A 20269-nucleotide genomic window follows, 5' to 3' on the forward strand; every position below is an offset into this window, starting at 1 on the left:
GAAGGTTTATTGTACGGTAAGACGAATGATTTTCACAATCGTTCTGGCAAAATTGAATACGGTGTATAATCGAGTGTCATTAATAAATTGTGATGCGGGCAGGGGATCAATATAGTTGACCACACCTTTGATATGGTAATCTCCAACTTCAGGTAAAATTTTCTCCAGGGCCTTGCCAGGAGCAAGCGGCCCTTTGTTAAAAATCATAAATCCAACTTGGCTTTTTTCACCCAAACATGCATCAATACTGATAATTAACGGCTTTTTTAGTTGCTTATTGATATCTTTCAAAATATCCTTTAAGTTAAATGCATGAACAGGTTCTTTCAAAGTACCATACACATGATAAGGAACATGACTTTCTCTAAGCATAGTACCCACTAAAGGCCCCAGTGAATCTCCTACATACCGGTCTGAACCAATGCATAGAAACACAATATCTCTATGTTCAAGCGTAGAGCAAGTGATTATTTCTTCCATAATCCTTGCAGCTGCCTCAATTTCCTTTTCTTCCATCATTTCTTTCACTTTAATTCTAAACAATGTGTTTTCTTGTTGTGTGTTTTCATGATTATTGTAAAAAGGGCACATTCTATTTCCCCCAAATTCAATACATAATTATTTTTCCTGTAAAAGTACCTACTACTATTATATCAGCTAACCAGCATGAAAACAGTAACTTAAAACTGGGCAAGATGGGATGTTTTCTTTTTTACCTCCCTATCTACTAATAGTTTAAAAAAGAAAGGAAGTATTGCACAAACACAACTACTCTCAATACTTGCACTGGTAAAACGTATGTAGCATCTCCATGTAGTACGATAAAGAATAGGCTGCTATTGATAAATCCAATTTGTACTAATAATGCATCAGTATTCTTTACAAATTTCCTTCTTTCACTAATCTTTGATTTTATGTTAACGATAAACTACATATTTTTAAGCGACCAGATGTAAATATGGTAAATATACAATAGATAAAGAAATAAATAAAATACAAAATTTTTAATTGTCTAGACTAAAAAATTTTATATTAAAAATGAACGGTGAAATGGATGAATCGTTTCGATTTATGGATATACTGAACATAACTTAAGACATTCTTGCCAGGTTTGATGGGTTCGATTCCCACGGAATCCCGCTGAAGTAGCTTTTTCAATCTTCGAAATTTTTTATTATTTTATTGACATAGGAATAAGTCTGTGAGATTATTATTTTGTGAATGCGCTTTCAATTTTTAGACAATTTTCTCTTTCGTGGTTTTACAAATTTTTTATACATAATTTAATATTTTACGGTCGATTGTATTGGGAGAGAGTGACGAATGTCGCCGCCGACGGAGCAAGTTCCATAAAATCCTTGGAATAAATCTCTCAGGTAAAAAGAACCAATACATGACGTAGCTCTGGAGAGTGCATATTTCTGGATATGCCACCAAAGGGGATTCGCTTTGATGCGGAACAAACTTTCAGGTAAAAGGACAGAGAAGGTGAAACATTGCCTTCTTCTGTCCTTTTTTTGTTGCAGAAATTAACAAAATTCTAATTAATCACTTCTAACCCAACATTAGCATTTAGCCATGTAAAAAGTGAAGATCATCAAAAACTTCCAAAATGGCTTTTTTATAATTTTATCTACTGATTAGGGAAATAACGAATCTAAAAAATAAGGAGGAGTAAGAATTGTAATTGGGTGGGACTGATCTTTGTCAAAATAAAAAAGTAGAAGGTGGGGATTCATATGCAGGAACAGAAATTGGCTAGAGGACTAAAAAACAGGCACGTACAACTAATCGCTATTGGTGGAGCAATCGGAACAGGATTATTTCTAGGTGCAGGAAAATCTATTCATTTGGCAGGACCTTCGATTCTATTTGCTTATATCATTACTGGAACCATTTGCTTTTTAATCATGCGTGCGCTTGGCGAACTGCTCTTAACCAATTTGAACTATCATTCTTTTGTTGACTTTGTAAGAGACTATTTAGGGAATATGGCAGCATTTATCACGGGATGGACCTACTGGTTTTGCTGGATATCAATCGCCATGGCAGACTTAACAGCAGTTGGGCTTTATACCCAATATTGGTTTCCGTCTGTACCACAGTGGATGCCAGGATTAATTGCGCTTGTCATTTTGCTGATTATGAACCTTGCTACTGTAAAGCTGTTTGGAGAAATGGAATTCTGGTTCGCTTTAATTAAAGTCATCGCGATTTTAGCACTCATTGTCATTGGTGTTTTCATGATTATTAAAGGCTTCTCCACTGATGCAGGTGCATCCAGTTTCACAAATTTATGGAGCCATGGCGGTTGGTTCCCAAATGGCATAAATGGGTTTATTCTCTCATTCCAGATGGTTGTGTTTGCGTTTACCGGCATAGAACTTGTGGGACTAACAGCAGGTGAAACCAAGGACCCGGAAAAAGTTATTCCAAAAGCAATCAATAATATCCCAATTAGGGTTTTTATTTTCTACCTTGGTGCACTATTTGTCATAATGAGTATTTATCCTTGGAACGCGATAAATCCGGCGAAAAGCCCATTTGTCCAAGTCTTCGTGGCGGTTGGGATTGCTGCAGCTGCAGGTATTGTTAACTTTGTTGTTCTAACATCGGCAGCGTCGGCATGTAACAGCGCCATCTTCAGTACAAGCCGGATGGTATATTCACTTGCCAAAGATAAAAATGCACCTGTACCATTTACAAAACTTACTGCCCGTAAAGTACCTTCCAATGCATTGCTCTTTTCAACTGTGGTCATTTTAATTGCCGTTGTGTTGAACTATGTCATGCCAGAAGGAGTATTCACACTAATTACAAGTATTTCTACCGTATGTTTTATCTTTATTTGGGGTATTACCGCCATTAGCCATTTGAAATACCGTAAAACAAGACCAGATCTAGCAAAAGTAAACAAATTTAAATTGCCGCTTTATCCATTTTCTAATTACTTAATCCTAGCTTTTCTAGCATTCGTTCTTGTCGTGCTTGCACTTGCAGAAGATACTCGCGTTGCCTTGTTTGTAACTCCTGTTTGGTTTATTTTACTAATTGCCATATATAAGATGCGAAATATGAAAGCAAACTATGCAGATCAAGTCAATCAGGAAAAGATAGCAGAAAATTAAGAGGCAACTTAAAAATGTCTTATTTATCTACTGTTGTTACCGTTTTCAAAAAAAAGCTTGACTTGGATTCCTTTAACAATTATTCTGAAAATAATAAAAAAATAGAGCGGATGACGGTTGTGGGAGAGTGCAATTTTTACACGCCACCGAAGGAGCAAGTTCCAAAAAAAACCCTTGGAATTAATCTCTCAGGTAGATGGAACCACAGCGGGACGCAACTCTGGAGAGCGCATAATATTTATGCCACCAAAGGGGAAGGTTCGACAAAGAACTAAACTCTCAGGTAAAAGGACAGAGAAGGGAAATGAAGCTTTTTAGCTTCCCCTTCTTCTGTCCTTTTTTGCGTGCAAAAAAACAGATGTTTCGCAATGACGACCTGGAGAGTAGCTGATAAATTTTCCATGTTTGAAACATAAAGGGGAGCTTGAACGATATTTCAAGGAGGAGTTTACATGAGTTTACAACAAAATGATCAAACCATTTTTGAAGCAATTAAAAAGGAGCAAGATCGTCAGCATCAAACATTGGAGTTGATTGCATCAGAAAACTTCGTGAGCCAGGATGTTTTAGAAGCAATGGGAAGTGTGTTGACCAATAAATATGCAGAAGGCTATCCAGGAAAGCGTTACTATGGCGGATGTGAATTTGTCGATGTGGCAGAACAAGCAGCTATTGATCGTTTAACAAAGCTGTTTGGTGCTAAATATGCAAACGTTCAACCTCACTCAGGTGCACAAGCTAATTTTGCTGTTTTTTTCGCACTGCTTCAGCCTGGCGATAAAATCATGGGAATGAACCTTTCACAAGGTGGGCATTTAACGCATGGAAGTCCTGTTAGTGTTTCAGGAAAATGGTTTGAGGTTGTGTCTTATGGGGTAAAAGAAGACACTCATTTGATTGATTATGATGAGCTGGAAGAAGTCGCGAAAAAAGAACAGCCTAAATTGATTATTGCAGGGGCAAGTGCTTACCCAAGAACGATTGATTTTGCACGCTTTAGACAAATTGCAGATCAAGTTGGTGCAAAATTCATGGTGGATATGGCGCATATTGCAGGACTCGTTGCAGCTGGTCTTCATCCATCGCCAGTTCCGTATGCAGATGTTGTGACAAGCACTACGCATAAAACGTTACGAGGACCACGAGGCGGTATCGTTTTATCAAACGATGAAGAGATAATCAAAGCGATTAATAAATCCGTATTTCCAGGAATTCAAGGCGGTCCCCTCATGCACATCATTGCAGCTAAAGCAGTTGCTTTCAATGAAGCTTTACAACCAAGTTTTAAAGATTACGCGAAACAAATCATTGATAATGCAGCAGCACTAGCGGATACGTTAAAGAAAGAAGGAGCAACCCTTGTCTCTGGAGGTACAGACAATCACATTGTTCTTTTAGATGTTCGCCCGTGGAACTTAACAGGAAAAGAAGCAGAGAAATTGTTAGAAGATGCAGGTATTACTGTTAACAAAAACACGATTCCCTATGATCCTACAAGCCCGTTTGTCACAAGTGGAATCCGTATGGGAACTGCTGCTTTAACAACTCGCGGAATGAAGCAGGATGATATGGAGAAAATCGGGAAAGTAATCGCTGCTGTTCTGAAAAGTAAAGGTAATCTAGAAGTTCTTAAACAAGCAAAAGAAACTACTAAAAATATTTGTGGTAACTATCCACTATTTCAACACCCAATTACTGTTTAAGAAGGAGACATTTCATGGAATTTCAAAGTTGCTTTGATATAATCGGCCCGATTATGGTTGGACCCTCGAGCTCACATACAGCAGGTGTTGTGTCAATCGGAAAATTTATATATGAACTGTTAGGTCGTTGTCCAGAAGAGACAAAAATTGTATTTTATGATTCCTTTGCCGAAACGTATCAAGGCCATGGGACGGATAAAGCGCTCATAGGCGGATTGCTTGGAATGAATACCGATGATCCAAGAATTAAAAATTCGTTGGAGTGGGCAAAAGAGGATGGCATGCAGTACCATTTCGAATTTGAAGACAAATGTACTTATTATAATCATCCCAATACAACCATTGTGACAGCAAAATGCAATAATCGTGCTGTAAAAGTTGGAGGAGTATCCCTTGGCGGTGGTTTATCGAAAATCTTTATGATTAACGGAAGAAAAGTAGATATTCGTTTAAGTTCAGGCGATGACTTTACGTCCCTCGCTAGTCATTACCAACCAAACGAGAAAGTATTTATGGAGGCAATTTAATGGAAATTAAGTCCATGGCAGAACTGATTGAAGTTTGTGAAAGAGAACAAAAAACCATTGGTGAAATCATGTTGATGATGGAGGCGAAAAAGTCAGGAAAAGCTGAAGAGACCATAATCAGCATGATGGAAGAACGATTGATCAAAATGAAGGAGGCCGTTGATAGCGGGATTAAAGACGGCTCAACAGCACCAAGTGGTATTTCCGGCGGTGATGCTGTGAAAATGTATAACTACATGACTCAAGGTAAATCCTTGTCAGGAAATTACATTAGTAATGCCATGACGTTTTCATTAGCTACATCTGAAAGCAATGCACGTATGGGAATCATTGTAGCTACACCAACTGCTGGAGCGGCTGGTATTTTACCTGGTGTATTGTTTTCTCTTTATAAAAATGACACCTATTCGTATAAAGATTTAGTCATGGGCTTATTTACTGCAAGTATGGTAGGTTATGTGATTGCTAACCGTTCATTTATTTCTGGAGCAGCAGGGGGCTGTCAAGCTGAGGTGGGATCCGCAACAGCAATGGCAGCGGGGACAATCGTAGAGTTAAAAGGCGGTACACCACAACAAGCCGTAAATGCCACCGCCATTGCGATGAAATCATTATTAGGCTTGGTGTGTGATCCGGTTGCAGGGCTTGTGGAAGTACCTTGCATAAAGCGAAATGTCATTGGTACATCGATTGCCTTTTCAGCAGCCGATTTATCGCTTGCTGGCGTGGAAAGCCGTATTCCATGTGACGAAGTCATAGAAGCGATGTATAAGGTTGGAAAGGAAATGCCACGGACTCTTCGGGAAACCGCACTTGGCGGTCTGGCGATGACCGAAACAGGTAAAAAGGTAAAAGAACAGTTATTTTGTAGGAAATCTAAATCGGAGGTAACACAATGAGTACAGAAACAATCTTAAAGCGAACACCCTTATTTGAAACATATAAAAAATATGGGGCAAAGGTTATTGATTTTGGGGGCTGGGAACTACCAGTACAGTTTTCAAGTATTTTAGAAGAGCATGAGGCGGTACGTAACCGAGTAGGACTTTTTGATGTTTCTCATATGGGTGAAGTGCTGGTAGAAGGAAAAGATGCAGAAAGCTACATAAACTATCTGGTCACAAACGATGTTACAAAGCTCAGTACCAATCAGGCACAGTATACAGCAATGTGCTACCCGAATGGCGGAACGGTCGATGATTTATTAGTTTATAAATTAAAGAATGAAAAATATTTACTCGTCATCAACGCGGCCAACATTGATAAAGATTTTGAATGGATGAAGCAAAATGTAAAGGGGGAGGTAACACTTAAAAATATCTCCAATGAAACCGCTCAGCTAGCCATCCAAGGTCCAAAGGCTGAACGTATTTTGCAAAAGCTAACGGATACCAATCTATCGGAAATTGGCTCATTTAAATTTGAACAACATGTTAATGTTTCCGGGATAACAGATGTCATTGTATCACGTACAGGTTATACGGGAGAAAATGGTTTTGAGCTTTATTTAGAAGCTGACCAGGCGGAAGCGCTATGGGAAAAGTTGATAGAAGCAGGTAGTGAAGATGGCTTAAAGCCATGCGGACTGGGTGCACGTGACACCCTTCGTTTAGAGGCACGTCTTGCACTTTATGGTCAAGAACTATTAAACGATATTAGTCCTCTAGAAGCAGGAATCGGCTTCGCGGTAAAAACCAATAAAGATAGTGATTTTATTGGAAAAGAGGCACTTTTAAGACAAAAAGAAGAAGGATTAAAACGCAAATTAGTAGGAATTGAAGTAACTGGCCGTGGGATTCCCCGTCATGGTTATAAAGTAATTTCAGAGAGTGGAGAGGAAATTGGTGTAGTTACATCGGGAACACAATCACCCACTCTAAAGAAAAGCATTGGTCTTGCCCTTGTATCAACGGAGTATGCACAAGTTGACACACAACTAAAAGTAGAAATCCGTAATAAACAAATTGATGCAGTAGTAATTAAGACCCCGTTTTACAAAATGTGTTAATAGAATCATAGAATTCTATTACCTTTTATTACAGTAGTCAGCTTGCCGCTCTACTTACACAAACTTACTTACATGACCTCAATGGTCAAATTCAAATTTACAAATGAAGGGAAGTAAAATTATGACAAACGCAACTGCAAACTTACTATATAGCAAGGAACACGAATGGGTATTACAACTAGATGGAAATCGGGTACGTATTGGAATTTCTCATTTTGCACAAAAACAATTAGGGGATATCGTGTTTGTTGAAACTCCGGAGGTAGATGATGAAGTAACAGTGGAAGAATCGATGGGCACAATTGAATCGGTTAAAGCCGTTTCTGAAATTTACGCTCCTGTATCTGGAACGGTTGTTTGTGTAAACGAGGATTTAAACGATAATCCTCAGACAATCAACGAACAGCCATATGATGCAGGGTGGTTAGTAGAAGTGGAACTTTCCAATCCAGAGGAGTTAAACTCGCTTTTAAATGAAAATGAGTACCAGGCATATATTGAGGGAGGGGAATAAGATGACCAACACATTTAGGTACCTTCCTGATACGAAACAAGATCAAGAGGAGATGCTCACATTTTTAAACGTGTCTTCAATCGATGATTTATTTGAAGACATTCCCAAAGAAATCCGTTTAGAGGGTGAGTTGAACATTCCAGAAGCGGTTCCAGAGCCGCTTCTGTTGAAAAAAATGCAACAGCTTGCTTCGAAAAACAAAAATGCCAATAACTATCCAACATTTCTTGGTGCTGGTACATATGATCACTACATTCCAAGCGTGGTAAATCATATGATTTCACGTTCAGAATTTTACACAGCTTATACACCATACCAACCAGAAATCAGCCAAGGTGAGCTGCAGGCCATTTTTGAATTCCAGACAATGGTTTGTGAGTTAACAGGAATGGATGTTGCCAACTCTTCCATGTACGATGGCTTTACATCACTTGCAGAAGCTGCCTCACTTGCTATTTCATCAACAAGGCGTTCAAAAGTGCTTGTATCAAAAGCGGTTCATCCTGAATCACGATCGATATTAAATACAGTAGCACGCGGCCAAGAATATGCAGTAGAAGAAGTCAATCTTGTTGATGATGTCACTGATTTAAGAGGACTAAAAGAACAATTGGATAAGAGCATTGCTGCCGTTATTGTTCAATACCCGAATTTCTTGGGATCGATTGAAGATTTGGTAGAAATTAAAAAAATTGCGGATGCACAAGGAGCGCTACTCATTGTAAGTGCTAATCCTCTGGCACTTGCACTTCTGCAGTCACCAGGTAAGCTCGGGGCAGATATTGTGGTGGGTGATATGCAGCCATTAGGAATACCGATGGCCTTTGGGGGTCCACACTGCGGTTATTTCGCTGTTCACAAAAAATTTATGCGTAAAGTCCCAGGGCGGATTGTAGGACAAACAACAGATGAGCAAGGAAAACGTGGATTTGTCTTAACGCTGCAAGCACGTGAACAACATATTCGCCGTGACAAAGCCTCTTCTAATATTTGTTCCAATCAGGCATTAAATGCTCTTGCTTCCGCTATTTGCATGACTGCACTAGGAAAGCAAGGAATTCGTCAAATGGCCCAGCTAAACATTGAGAAAGCTGACTATATGGCAAAGTGTCTGCAAAAGGCAGGCTTTATCATTATCAATCAATCACCATTTTTTAATGAATTTGTAGTGGAACTTCCTCGTCCGGTTAAAGAGGTCAACACCAAACTGCTTGAGGCGGGAATCATCGGAGGATTTGACTTGGAAAGTGATTACGGTTCTGACAATCAAATGCTTATTGCAGTGACAGAGCAGAGAACAAAAGAAGAGATTGACCAATTTGTAACAGTATTGGAGGAAGTCGTAAATGATTGAATATAATGAGCTAATCTTTGAAATTAGTCGTCAAGGGCGTATGGGGGCAAGTCTGCCGGAAACTGACGTGGAAAGCATTGATTTAAATACTAAATACCCGAAGCATTTGATTCGTGATGTACCAGCCGAGCTACCGGAAGTATCAGAACTTCAGCTTGTACGCCATTACACAGCACTTTCCAATCGAAACCACGGAATTGATAATGGGTTCTACCCATTAGGTTCTTGTACTATGAAATACAACCCGAAAATTAACGAAGATGTTGCACGTTTTGACGGCTTTAGCCGCATTCATCCGTATCAGCCGGCTGAAACGGTTCAGGGTGCTTTGGAGCTTTTATATAATTTGCAGGAAGAGTTAGCTGAGATCACCGGCATGGATTCAGTCACGTTACAGCCTTCTGCAGGAGCTCAGGGAGAATGGACTGGCTTAATGATGGTAAAAGCCTATCTTGAACAAAAAGGAGAAAAAAGAACAAAGGTCCTTGTTCCGGACTCTGCGCATGGTACAAACCCTGCCAGTGCAACGGTTGCCGGGTTTAAAACAGTCACCATTCCTTCCAATGAAAATGGTTTGGTCGACTTAGAAGAATTAAAAAAACATGTGGATCAGGATACAGCCGCGTTGATGCTGACAAATCCTAATACACTTGGATTGTTTGAAAAAGAAATTTTGGAAATTGCCAAAGTTGTTCATGAAGCAGGCGGCTTATTATACTACGATGGAGCCAATGCCAACGCCATTCTAGGAAAAACAACACCGGGTCATATGGGCTTTGATATTGTGCATTTAAATCTTCATAAGACGTTCACAACCCCTCATGGCGGCGGCGGCCCAGGAGCCGGTCCAGTCGGTGTGAAAAAGAAGCTTATTCCGTACTTACCTGTCCCACGTATTGAAAAAGACGGTGAGAAATATGTACTTAACTCGAATCATCCGCTATCAATTGGCCGTGTAAAAGGATATTATGGAAACTTTGGAATTTTGGTTCGTGCTTACACCTATATTCGTACGATGGGACCTGTAGGATTACGTCAAGTATCTGAGGGCGCAGTGCTTCATGCGAACTACCTCCGTAAAAAACTTGAACCGTATTTTGATGCACCGTATTCACAAGTTTGTAAACATGAATTTGTATTATCTGGTTCTAGACAGAAAAAGCTGGGTGTAAGAACACTTGATATGGCAAAACGGCTGCTTGATTTTGGCTATCATCCTCCGACCATCTACTTCCCGCTAAATGTTGAGGAGTGTTTGATGATTGAACCTACAGAAACTGAGTCAAAGGAAACAATGGATGCCTTTGCTGAGGTGATGATAAAAATTGCCAAAGAGGTAGAAGAAAACCCAGAGATTGTATTAGAAGCACCACACACGACAGTCATCGGACGGTTGGATGAAGTACAAGCGGCGAGACAACCTATCTTACGGTATATAATAGAAGAAACCGATCAGAAGGTACCAGTAAAATCTTAAACGAATAATCATTAAACCACTAGGAATGAAGAAATGGAAAAAATTATCCTTCTTATGATCTCATTCTTGGTGGTTTAATAGATACTAAAAATCTGATGTCTGTTCTTAGGAGTGATAGACATGTCAACAAATTATGCTCGAAAACCAGAATGGTTAAAAATAAAACTAAATACAAATGAACAATATACTGGCCTAAAAAAAATGATGCGTGAAAAGAATCTTCATACTGTCTGTGAAGAAGCAAAATGTCCAAATATTCATGAATGCTGGGCTGAACGGAAAACAGCAACCTTTATGATATTAGGAAGTATTTGTACGCGTGCCTGCCGGTTTTGTGCGGTTCAAACAGGCCTGCCGACAGAACTTGATTGGGAAGAACCAGAGCGTGTTGCAGATTCAGTGGAAAAAATGGGCCTAAAGCATGTCGTGATTACCGCTGTTGCTCGTGATGATTTAAAAGATGGCGGAGCAGGGGTATTTGCAGAAACGATTAGAGCCGTTAGACGCCGAAATCCATTTTGCAGTATTGAAGTCCTTCCGTCTGACATGAAGGGTGAATATGACAACTTAAAAACATTAATGGATGCAAGGCCAGATATTTTAAATCACAATATTGAGACAGTCAAACGGTTATCACCAAGTATTCGGGCACGGGCAACCTATGAACGTTCCCTAGAGTTTTTGCGCCGGGCCAAAGAAATGAATGCCAGTATTCCAACAAAATCCAGTATTATGATTGGTCTTGGAGAATCAAAGGAAGAAATTATCGAAACGATGGACGATCTTCGTGCGAATCATGTGGATATTATGACAATTGGTCAATATTTGCAGCCAACCAAACATCATTTAAAAGTTCAAAAGTATTGGAGTCCACAAGAGTTTGAGGAACTAAAAACAATCGCCATGTCAAAAGGATTTAGTCACTGTGAGGCAGGTCCACTTGTTCGCTCCTCTTATCATGCTGACGAACAGGTCAATGCGGCAAACGTAACTGTGTAATGAAATAGTCGTTAGGAGAAGAATGTTCATGATGATAAAAATGACAGAAGCAGCCATCAACAAACTAAAAGAAATGTTGGCCAATGAAAATCATCATCCTCGGATTGATGCCGAAGTTAGCGGGGGATGCGGAATATCTGTTAAGTTTTCGATTGTATTTGATGAACCTCGACGAAACGATTTATGTATGGAAATAGAAGGGATTCAAATTCAAATAGACCGTTTTACAAAACGCTATTTAGATGACGAAACGCAAATTGACTATAGCGAAGAACAAGGTTTTGTAGTAGGGGAAAGCTTTGCCTCTAGTGCATGCGCCATTCAAATCGATTAATCGGAATACGGCTGCCTTGTAACCATAAAGGAAAGTTTCAGACGATTTATTACAAGTTTTCCGATAAATATAATGTTAAAGGGAGAAACCGAACATGACAAAAGAATATGATGTCGTAATTATCGGTGGTGGGACAGGTGGATACGTGGCTGCCATTCGTGCTTCTCAATTAGGTTTAAGAGCGGCGGTTATTGAAAAAGGAAAAATCGGTGGAACCTGCCTTCACGCTGGTTGTATTCCGAGTAAGGCCCTATTAAGAAGTGCAGAAGTATTCGCTCAAACAAAGCATGCAGATAAGTATGGTGTAATTGCCCCTGTAGTTGGTCTTAATTTTTCAAAAGTACAGGCCCGGAAGGAAGAAATTACGGACCGCCTATATAAAGGTGTCCAACATTTAATGAAAAAGGGAAAGATAGATGTTTATGATGGAAAGGGAAGTATTACACAGACAAAAGATGTGTTAGTCGAATTGAATAATGGTAATGGGGAAATCATTTTAAGCCCAAAAAATATTTTAATTGCCACAGGCTCCCGTCCAAGAACACTTCCTGGCCTAGAAGTGGATGAGAAGTATGTGATGACTTCGGATGAAGCGCTAAAAATGGAGAAGCTTCCGGGTTCTATCATTATCGTTGGCGGCGGAGTAATTGGAATCGAATGGGCATCGATGCTTTCGGACTTCGGTATCCAAGTTACCGTAATTGAATATGCCAATCGCATTTTACCAACTGAGGATGCAGATGTTTCAAAGGAAGTCCAGCGTTTAATGAAGAAAAAAGGAATAAAAATTGTTACAGGAGCAAAAGTGCTTCCAGAAACGCTGGAAAAAGGTGAGGGTCTTTCCATTAAGGCGGAGCATAAAGGCAAAGAAACACCATTTTCTGCAGACAAACTTCTGGTATCTGTAGGGCGATCTCCCAATACAGAAGGATTTGGAATTGAAAAAACGGCCGTTGAATTAAATCCGATTTTTATTAAAACAAATGAGTTCTACCAAACCAATGAACCGAACATTTATGCTATTGGTGATGTCATTGGCGGCTTGCAGCTTGCACATGCTGCTTCACACGAAGGAATCATTGCTATTGAACATATGGCAGGTAAATCTCCAAAACTACTTGATTCAAACCTTATTTCCAGATGTATATATTGTAGTCCAGAAGTAGCAAGTGTCGGACTTACAGAGGAAGCGGCAAAGGAAAAGGGATATCTAGTGAAAGTTGGTAAATTCTCATTCCGTGCGATTGGAAAGGCATTGGTTTTTGGTGAATCAGACGGATTTGTCAAACTGGTTGTTGAAGAAGGTACGAATAAGCTTTTAGGAGCTCATATGGTAGGGCCCCATGTTACCGATATGATTACGGAGGCTGGACTTGCTTGTGTATTGAATGCAACAGCAATGGATATTGCCCATACTATACACCCACATCCTACATTAGCTGAAGCAATTGGTGAAGCAGCCCTAGCCGTGTATGGACAGGAAATTCATGCCTAACCCATTAGGAAGGTATTAGCCTTTCTATTATACATAAATAATAACCTTAAGGATGGTGGAAGAGCGTTGATCACAAAATTGAAGCCTAACCGGGCAAAATTATTAATTTCATGTCCGGAAAAGCCGGGTATAATCTCGACTGTAACGAATTTTCTATTAGAACATAAAGCTAATATTGTCCATTTTGACCAGCATACAACAGATCCAAAAGCAGGTATGTTTTTTATGAGGATCGAGTTTGAGTTGGAAGAATTCGATTCTTCTATTAAAAAACTTGAACAAGATTTACATGTGATAGCTGGGGAGTATGCCTTGGATTGGAAGTTGAACAGTAATGAAAAAAGAAAGCGGATGGCCATCTTTGTTTCCAAAACTGATCATTGTCTAAACGAACTTCTATGGCGGTGGAAATCCAATGAAATTCCAGTAGATATCCCAATGGTAATTAGTAATCATAGTATTTTAAAAGAAGTAGTTGAAAGTTATGGAATTCCTTTTTATCATATCCCAATGTCTCACGAAACGAAAGAAGATGCCGAACAGAAAGCATTAGAACTAATGAAAGGGAAAGTGGACTTAATTGTCCTGGCCAGGTATATGCAAATTCTTTCCCCTAATTTTATTTCTAAGTATCCTAATCAAATCATAAACATCCATCATTCATTCTTGCCGGCATTTGTTGGCGCAAATCCATATGTAAGAGCGTTTAACCGTGGTGTAAAGTTAATCGGTGCAACAGCACATTACGTTACGAATGATCTTGATGAAGGACCAATTATTGAACAGGATGTACAACGAATTAATCAACGCTATACAGCAGAGGATTTAAAGACCGCCGGACGTCATGTGGAAAGAAGGGTTCTTGCTGAAGCTGTTTCCTGGCATGTTGAGGATAAAGTACTTGTTCATGGAAATAAAACAATCGTATTTGCTTAAGATTATAAGGAGAGGGAGCCATTGCCAGGAAAAGATCTTGTAGGGGACTTGATTAATATCCTTTTAGCTATACTTTGGATATGGATTTTTCTTCAAAATAAACGAAAGCGTACGGTAAACCACGCACATGTTTTTCTGTTCGTACTTGCAGTGGGGATATTACTTAACTCATTTTATGAAGCAATCAATAGTTGGTGGGTTATTGGGACAGAGTTAAATGTAGAATGGTTTAAATAGATTTTTAGATAAGCTAAAATTAGAGGATTTAATGGTGAAAATCTCGCTTTCTATTATGGAAGGTGGGATTTTTATTTTTGATAGAATAGTGATGATGAAAGACAAAATTAAAAATTAAAGAGTAAAAAAGGCTAAACCTTATAGCACAATTGTTTAATTTGTTGTATTATCAACATCAAACAAATATGTAACGTAATCGAAAATAATTTTTAGATAAAATTGTAAAATGTGTCAAAAAAGGAGGTAACGCCTTGGTATCATCGAAAGACGTCGCAAAACACGCAGGCGTATCCCAAACGACGGTGTCACGTGTATTGAATACGCCAGAATTAGTTAAAAAACCTACACTTGATAAAGTAATGAAATCCATTAACGATTTAAACTATATACCGAATGCACAAGCACGATCCCTTGTGCAAAATAAAACAAATACTATAGCCCTCTTATCGGGGCCATTACACAACCCATTTTTTGTCGATACCACATCCGCCATTATCACTTACGCTAATGAGATGGGGTACCGTGTAAACGTCCAGTTCGTAAACGATGAAAAATTGCCGGAAGCATATGCCGCTGCTTTTGAAAATAAAGTGGATGGTATCATTCTATCGTGTATTTTAATTGATGATCCGATATTCGATAAGCTCAAACAAATGGATATTCCATTCATTACATACAATCGTAAGCATAAAAAAAATGAAAACTTTGTTGAAATTGACAATTTTGAAGCTGGATATTTATCGGCAAAACATATGATTGAGCAAGGACATAAAACGATTGCATGGGTTGGCGGACCTATGACTGTCAGCACATTTAACAACCGTTATTCAGGATTCCTTCATGCAATTAACGATTATAAATTACCATTGTCCGAACAATATATCTTCAACACAGATACTTCTAAACAAGAAATATCAGATGCTTTTCAACGCTTAATGAAACTGGAGCATCGTCCGACCGCCATTTGTGCTGGTGCGGATTCTCTGGCATTAAATTTGATAGACGATGCCATCAGTGAGGATTTCAGTGTACCGGATGATTTAAGTATTATTGGGATTGATAACGTAGACATTAGTCAGCATGGTTTGATTCAATTGACGACAGTAGGTAGTATCTCACAGGAAAATCTAGGACTCTTAGCAATCACTGAATTGATTGAAATGATAGAAAATAAAAAAAATTATTGCATTCAAATAACTGAACCTGTTAAAATATTTAACAGAAGAACAACTAGAAAAATAGAAAATAAACAATAATGTTGTTTATTTCTTATTTGCACAAAAATGAATACGTAACCATTTTTTTGATTCATTACTTTAACTTTTCCCTTGCAGGAAAGAAACATCAGGATTTTTTGCTTTACTCAAAAATGGTTACGTATTCATAAAATGAATGTACAAAGGGGTAGTATATTCAGGGGAATTGTAAGGGTTTACAACCAAAAAAGGGGGAGAAATTATTTTATGAAATGGAAAAATCGTCCACATGGTGAAGAATCACCATACATGCCAGCGGGGCCATTTAAAATTAGGCTGCCTTTTATTCATTACCGGTTTGAATGGCCAGACTATGTTCAAGGTTTATTAATGTGTGCAGTAGACTTGGGGGCTATTACTCTATTAGGTCAACATTTACACATGCCATTCGAGGTGGCATTAGCGGTGGTTGTATTGAATGGGCTGCTTTATTTATTTCACCATATTTTAGGTGATCCCGTTATTCCAGGATGGATTACACCGGCCATTCCGCTGATTGTCTTGTTTGTTACTCAATTTGATGAGGGGCCTGATCGGGTCTATGCGCTGGTCGCCTTTCAGTTAACATTAGGTATTTTATCGATTATTCTGGGTATTACCGGCTTAGCAAGTAAAGTGGTTCATATGGTTCCAAATGCCATTAAAACAGGAATCATACTTGGGGCTGGTATTGGAGCGGTCACTTCCGTTTTTGGAGTAGGCGGACAATTTGAAAAATTCCCGTTCACTATTTCGATTTGTATTGGATTTGCCTTTTTCCTTACTTTTTCCAAGTCATTTGAACGAATTAGAAAAAATAATAAAGGATTTTTATTTACTCTATTAGGTAATCTTGGCATTCTACCCGCTATTTTTCTAGCCGTTTTTGTTGCTCCATTATTTGGAGAAGCAAACTGGCCTGATATTCAATGGGGATTTAGTAAACCAGATTTTGCGACCCTGTTTGCGGAGTACACTGTTTTCGGATTAGGATTTCCGGCTGTTGCTTTTTTTCTAAAAGCGATTCCGGCTGTGTTGGCTACGTACCTAGTCGTTTTCGGTGATGTGCTTAAAACGAAAGCATTGCTTTCTGAATCCGATGCCGTAAGAACCGATGAAAAAGTGGATTACAATCCAAACCGGGCGCATTTAATTTTTGGTGGAAGAAACACACTGATGAGTATGATTGGTCCTGATATTACCATGTGTGGTCCAATGTGGGCTGCGATGCAGGTAGTCGCCATTGAGCGCTTTAAAGAAGGAAAAAAAGCGATGAATTCCTTTTTTGGAGGAATTGGATCTTTCCGTTGGGGTACAAATACAGCCCTGCTATTATTGCCAATTGTAAGCTTTGTTCAACCGATTCTAGGCGTAGCTTTAGCTTTGACATTACTTGTCCAAGGTTACGTAAGTGTCCGGATTGGGATCATGCAGGCACGGAGCCAGCGTGATTTAGGAATAGCTGGAATTGTGGCTGCCCTCCTTGTCATCAAAGGTGCTTCATGGGCATTTGCAGTAGGAATTCTGCTTTGCTTCTTAATTTATGGTAAAGACTTCTTCAAAGGAGAAGTTGATCATACATTTGTCAAAGATTCCTTGGAATCATCTAAAAATGAAGAAATGAAAGAGGTAAGTTAAATGAAAAAGCAATATTACGTTAACGGTGAATGGAAGACTGCAGAGAAATTTGCAGATCTCCACTCACCTTACTCTAAAGAAGTAATCGCTCAAATTCCACAAGCAATACGTGAGGAAGTAGAACAAGTCATTGACATTGCCTACAACACGAGAAGACAAATGGAAGAATTGACTGCCTATGAGCGTGCAGCGATTTTAGAACATATTGCACAGCTATTCATTGAAAATCGACAAAAGGCGGCTGAAATTATCTCGTTAGAAGCGGCAAAGCCAATGAAAATCGCATTAGGGGAAATCGATCGTACGGTTGAAACCTATAAATTTGCGGCTGAAGAAGCCAAACGATTAACGGGAGAAATGATTCCAATGGATGCTGCGAAAAATGGAGCAAACCGCTTTGGTTACACCATTGAGCAGCCAATTGGAGTCATTGGGGCAATCACACCATTTAACTTCCCGCAAAATCTGGTCGCACATAAAGTGGGACCTGCGATTGCAGCCGGAAATACAATCATTCTTAAGCCGGCATCACAAACACCTCTTTCAGCACTGTTTCTAGCTGAATTAATTGATCAAACGGCTTTGCCTAAAGGTGCATTTAACGTGATAACCGGTAGTGGCCGAATCGTTGGTGATACATTGGTGACCAGTGAAAAAGTAAAAATGATTACATTTACTGGCAGTCCTTCTGTCGGCATCGGTATTCGGAACAAAGCTGGACTCAAAAAAGTTGCTCTTGAACTAGGCTCAAACGCTGGTTTAATTATTGACAAGAATGTTGATTTATCCCAAATTGTTCCAAAATGTGTTACTGGAGCTTTTTCAAATCAGGGACAGATTTGTATCTCATTACAACGTACCTATGTAATGGATGAATTATTTGATGAATTTATGGAACAATTTGCAGCAGCTGCTAAGCAGTTAGTCATCGGCAGCCCACTTGCAGAAACAACGGATATTTCTGCCATGATTAATCCTGCTGAACAAGAACGGGCACTTAGCTGGGTACAGGAAGCTGCCCAGAACGGCGCTGAAATCGTGATTGGCGGGAAAATTGAGAATGGAGTCTTCTTGCCAACGATATTAACGAATGTAGCCCCTACTTTAAATGTATCTTGCCAGGAAGTTTTTGCACCAATTGTAGTTGTCAATCGCATTTCCTCTGTTGAAGAAGGAATTGCAGCCATTAATGATTCCAATTATGGCTTGCAGGCAGGAATCTTTACAAATGACATTCAAACAGCATTCAAAGCTTCAAAAGAGTTTGAAGTAGGCGGTGTCATGATTAACGATATTCCAACTTACCGTGTAGACCAAATGCCGTATGGAGGCGTAAAAGAAAGCGGAACAGGTAAAGAAGGATTAAAATATGCAATCCATGAAATGACGGAAACAAAACTTGTCGTTTGGAATCATAATTAAGGAGTGACCAAAATTGTCTGAAAAAATTACCTTTACACCACTTAGTTATACCGGATGGGATTCTTTAGCTCACCTTTTAGTAGAAGTAAACCGCTTTGATGTGAAAAAGATTCTAGTCATAACAGACCCGTTCTTATATGATATTGGATTAACAAATAAAGTTACAGATCCGCTTGAAGAAGCAGGTTATGTAACTGAAGTTTATACAGATGTTGTACCTGAGCCACCGCTGGCAATCGGAGAAAAATTGGTTGCCTACACCCGTGATAATCAATTCGACATGGTCATTGGAGTTGGTGGGGGAAGTGCATTAGATTTAACAAAGCTTGCAGGGGTATTAGCGTCTCATGAGGGTAAAGTAGAAGACTACTTAAACTTAACGGGTACGAAAAAGATTACGAACAAAGGTCTGCCTAAAATCTTAATTCCTACCACTTCAGGGACTGGTTCAGAGGTGACGAATATTTCTGTTCTATCTTTAGAAACAACTAAAGATGTCGTAACGCATGACTACTTATTAGCGGATGTTGCGATTGTGGATCCTGCCTTAACGATTTCATTACCTCCAAAAGTAACAGCTGCTACAGGAGTTGATGCACTTACACATGCAGTAGAAGCTTATGTTTCTAAAAATGCGAGCGTTGTCTCTGATGCATTAGCATTGCAAGCCATCCGCCTCATCAGCAACTCGATTCGCACAGCTGTTTCAAACGGTCAAGACAAACAAGCACGTACGGATATGAGCTACGGAAGTTACCTTGCAGGTCTTGCCTTCTTCAATGCAGGAGTTGCTGGTGTTCACGCGCTAGCTTACCCTCTCGGAGGCCAATTCCACATTGCACACGGTGACTCCAATGCCGTCTTGCTTCCATATGTATTTGGTTATATTCGCCAAAGCTGTGAAAAACGGATGAAAGATATTTACGATGCCATGGGCTTTAGCTCTGTAAATCTATCACAAGAAGAGGCATCATATAAATGTGTAGCAGAGTTAAAAAGATTAGTAGAAGATGTAAATATTCCATCTTCTTTAAAAGGATTTAATATTCCAGAGGATGCCCTTGAAAGCTTAACGAATGATGGGGTTAAGCAAAAACGTATTTTAGCACGTAGTCCAATGCCTTTATTGAAAGAAGATATCTATACCATTTATAAAGCTGCATTCGATGGAGTAGTTGTTGAAAAATCGAAAGATTGTAAGATTGCAGTTCGTGATTGAAGTTTTATGAAACTAGCAGTGCGGTTCAATTCGCACTGCTAGT

Annotated in this window: 18 protein-coding genes and 2 riboswitches; of the genes, 17 read left to right on the forward strand and 1 reads right to left on the reverse strand. The window is 39.2% G+C overall.

Annotated elements, in window-relative coordinates; genetic code table 11:
• Positions 1 to 6: 6 nt before the first annotated feature.
• On the reverse strand, positions 7 to 591 hold the full coding sequence (gene yyaC / locus BR30_RS34180; RefSeq protein ID WP_231507758.1) for a spore protease YyaC: 585 nt from the start codon (positions 589 to 591) through the stop codon (positions 7 to 9).
• A 706-nt stretch (positions 592 to 1297) separates the two neighbouring features.
• A riboswitch (glycine riboswitch) is annotated at positions 1298 to 1399 on the forward strand.
• A gap of 340 nt (positions 1400 to 1739) precedes the next feature.
• Here yyaC and BR30_RS0121185 point away from each other — a divergent pair.
• The 17 genes from BR30_RS0121185 (at position 1740) to BR30_RS0121275 (ending at position 20226) form a co-directional block, all read left to right on the forward strand.
• The gene (locus BR30_RS0121185) at positions 1740 to 3128 is read left to right on the forward strand and encodes an amino acid permease (RefSeq protein ID WP_026566739.1); all 1389 of its coding nucleotides are present in this window, start codon (positions 1740 to 1742) and stop codon (positions 3126 to 3128) included.
• 210 nt (positions 3129 to 3338) lie between these two features.
• Positions 3339 to 3433, forward strand: a riboswitch (glycine riboswitch).
• 147 nt (positions 3434 to 3580) lie between these two features.
• Positions 3581 to 4831: a serine hydroxymethyltransferase gene (gene glyA / locus BR30_RS0121195; protein ID WP_026566741.1), complete on the forward strand. Its 1251-nt coding sequence runs from the start codon at positions 3581 to 3583 to the stop codon at positions 4829 to 4831.
• A 14-nt stretch (positions 4832 to 4845) separates the two neighbouring features.
• Positions 4846 to 5358, forward strand: coding sequence for a serine dehydratase beta chain (locus BR30_RS34185; protein ID WP_051633710.1), 513 nt, complete (start codon positions 4846 to 4848; stop codon positions 5356 to 5358).
• Positions 5358 to 6257 (forward strand): L-serine ammonia-lyase, iron-sulfur-dependent, subunit alpha, encoded by a 900-nt coding sequence (gene sdaAA, locus BR30_RS0121205; protein WP_026566742.1) that lies wholly within the window; start codon positions 5358 to 5360, stop codon positions 6255 to 6257. Before BR30_RS34185 ends, sdaAA begins: the two co-directional genes overlap by 1 nt.
• On the forward strand, positions 6254 to 7366 hold the full coding sequence (gcvT, locus tag BR30_RS0121210; protein ID WP_197032377.1) for a glycine cleavage system aminomethyltransferase GcvT: 1113 nt from the start codon (positions 6254 to 6256) through the stop codon (positions 7364 to 7366). The genes sdaAA and gcvT overlap by 4 nt, the downstream gene beginning before the upstream one ends.
• A 121-nt stretch (positions 7367 to 7487) precedes the next feature.
• Entirely contained in the window at positions 7488 to 7880 is a 393-nt protein-coding gene (gcvH, locus tag BR30_RS0121215) for a glycine cleavage system protein GcvH (protein WP_026566744.1), read from the forward strand.
• Position 7881: 1 nt separating this feature from the next.
• A complete protein-coding gene (gene gcvPA / locus BR30_RS0121220) occupies positions 7882 to 9234 on the forward strand; it encodes an aminomethyl-transferring glycine dehydrogenase subunit GcvPA (protein WP_026566745.1) in 1353 nt (450 codons plus the stop codon).
• Positions 9227 to 10711, forward strand: coding sequence for an aminomethyl-transferring glycine dehydrogenase subunit GcvPB (gene gcvPB / locus BR30_RS0121225; protein ID WP_026566746.1), 1485 nt, complete (start codon positions 9227 to 9229; stop codon positions 10709 to 10711). Before gcvPA ends, gcvPB begins: the two co-directional genes overlap by 8 nt.
• 120 nt (positions 10712 to 10831) lie before the next feature.
• Positions 10832 to 11710 (forward strand): lipoyl synthase, encoded by an 879-nt coding sequence (gene lipA / locus BR30_RS0121230; protein WP_026566747.1) that lies wholly within the window; start codon positions 10832 to 10834, stop codon positions 11708 to 11710.
• 28 nt (positions 11711 to 11738) lie between these two features.
• The gene (locus BR30_RS0121235; protein ID WP_026566748.1) at positions 11739 to 12044 is read left to right on the forward strand and encodes a HesB/IscA family protein; all 306 of its coding nucleotides are present in this window, start codon (positions 11739 to 11741) and stop codon (positions 12042 to 12044) included.
• Positions 12045 to 12138: 94 nt separating this feature from the next.
• Positions 12139 to 13539 carry a dihydrolipoyl dehydrogenase gene (lpdA, locus tag BR30_RS0121240; protein ID WP_026566749.1) on the forward strand — a complete coding sequence of 467 codons (1401 nt, stop codon included), beginning with the start codon at positions 12139 to 12141 and terminating at the stop codon, positions 13537 to 13539.
• A gap of 66 nt (positions 13540 to 13605) precedes the next feature.
• On the forward strand, positions 13606 to 14475 hold the full coding sequence (gene purU, locus BR30_RS0121245) for a formyltetrahydrofolate deformylase (protein ID WP_026566750.1): 870 nt from the start codon (positions 13606 to 13608) through the stop codon (positions 14473 to 14475).
• 21 nt (positions 14476 to 14496) lie between these two features.
• Positions 14497 to 14712 carry a hypothetical protein gene (locus BR30_RS0121250; RefSeq protein ID WP_026566751.1) on the forward strand — a complete coding sequence of 72 codons (216 nt, stop codon included), beginning with the start codon at positions 14497 to 14499 and terminating at the stop codon, positions 14710 to 14712.
• Between the two features lie 251 nt (positions 14713 to 14963).
• On the forward strand, positions 14964 to 15968 hold the full coding sequence (locus BR30_RS0121260) for a LacI family DNA-binding transcriptional regulator (protein WP_026566752.1): 1005 nt from the start codon (positions 14964 to 14966) through the stop codon (positions 15966 to 15968).
• A gap of 207 nt (positions 15969 to 16175) precedes the next feature.
• Positions 16176 to 17585: a hypothetical protein gene (locus BR30_RS0121265; RefSeq protein WP_026566753.1), complete on the forward strand. Its 1410-nt coding sequence runs from the start codon at positions 16176 to 16178 to the stop codon at positions 17583 to 17585.
• Positions 17586 to 19007, forward strand: coding sequence for an aldehyde dehydrogenase family protein (locus tag BR30_RS0121270; RefSeq protein WP_026566754.1), 1422 nt, complete (start codon positions 17586 to 17588; stop codon positions 19005 to 19007).
• Between the two features lie 13 nt (positions 19008 to 19020).
• A complete protein-coding gene (locus BR30_RS0121275) occupies positions 19021 to 20226 on the forward strand; it encodes an iron-containing alcohol dehydrogenase (RefSeq protein WP_026566755.1) in 1206 nt (401 codons plus the stop codon).
• Positions 20227 to 20269 lie beyond the last annotated feature (43 nt).

The sequence above is a fragment of the Bacillus sp. UNC41MFS5 genome, from assembly GCF_000686805.1.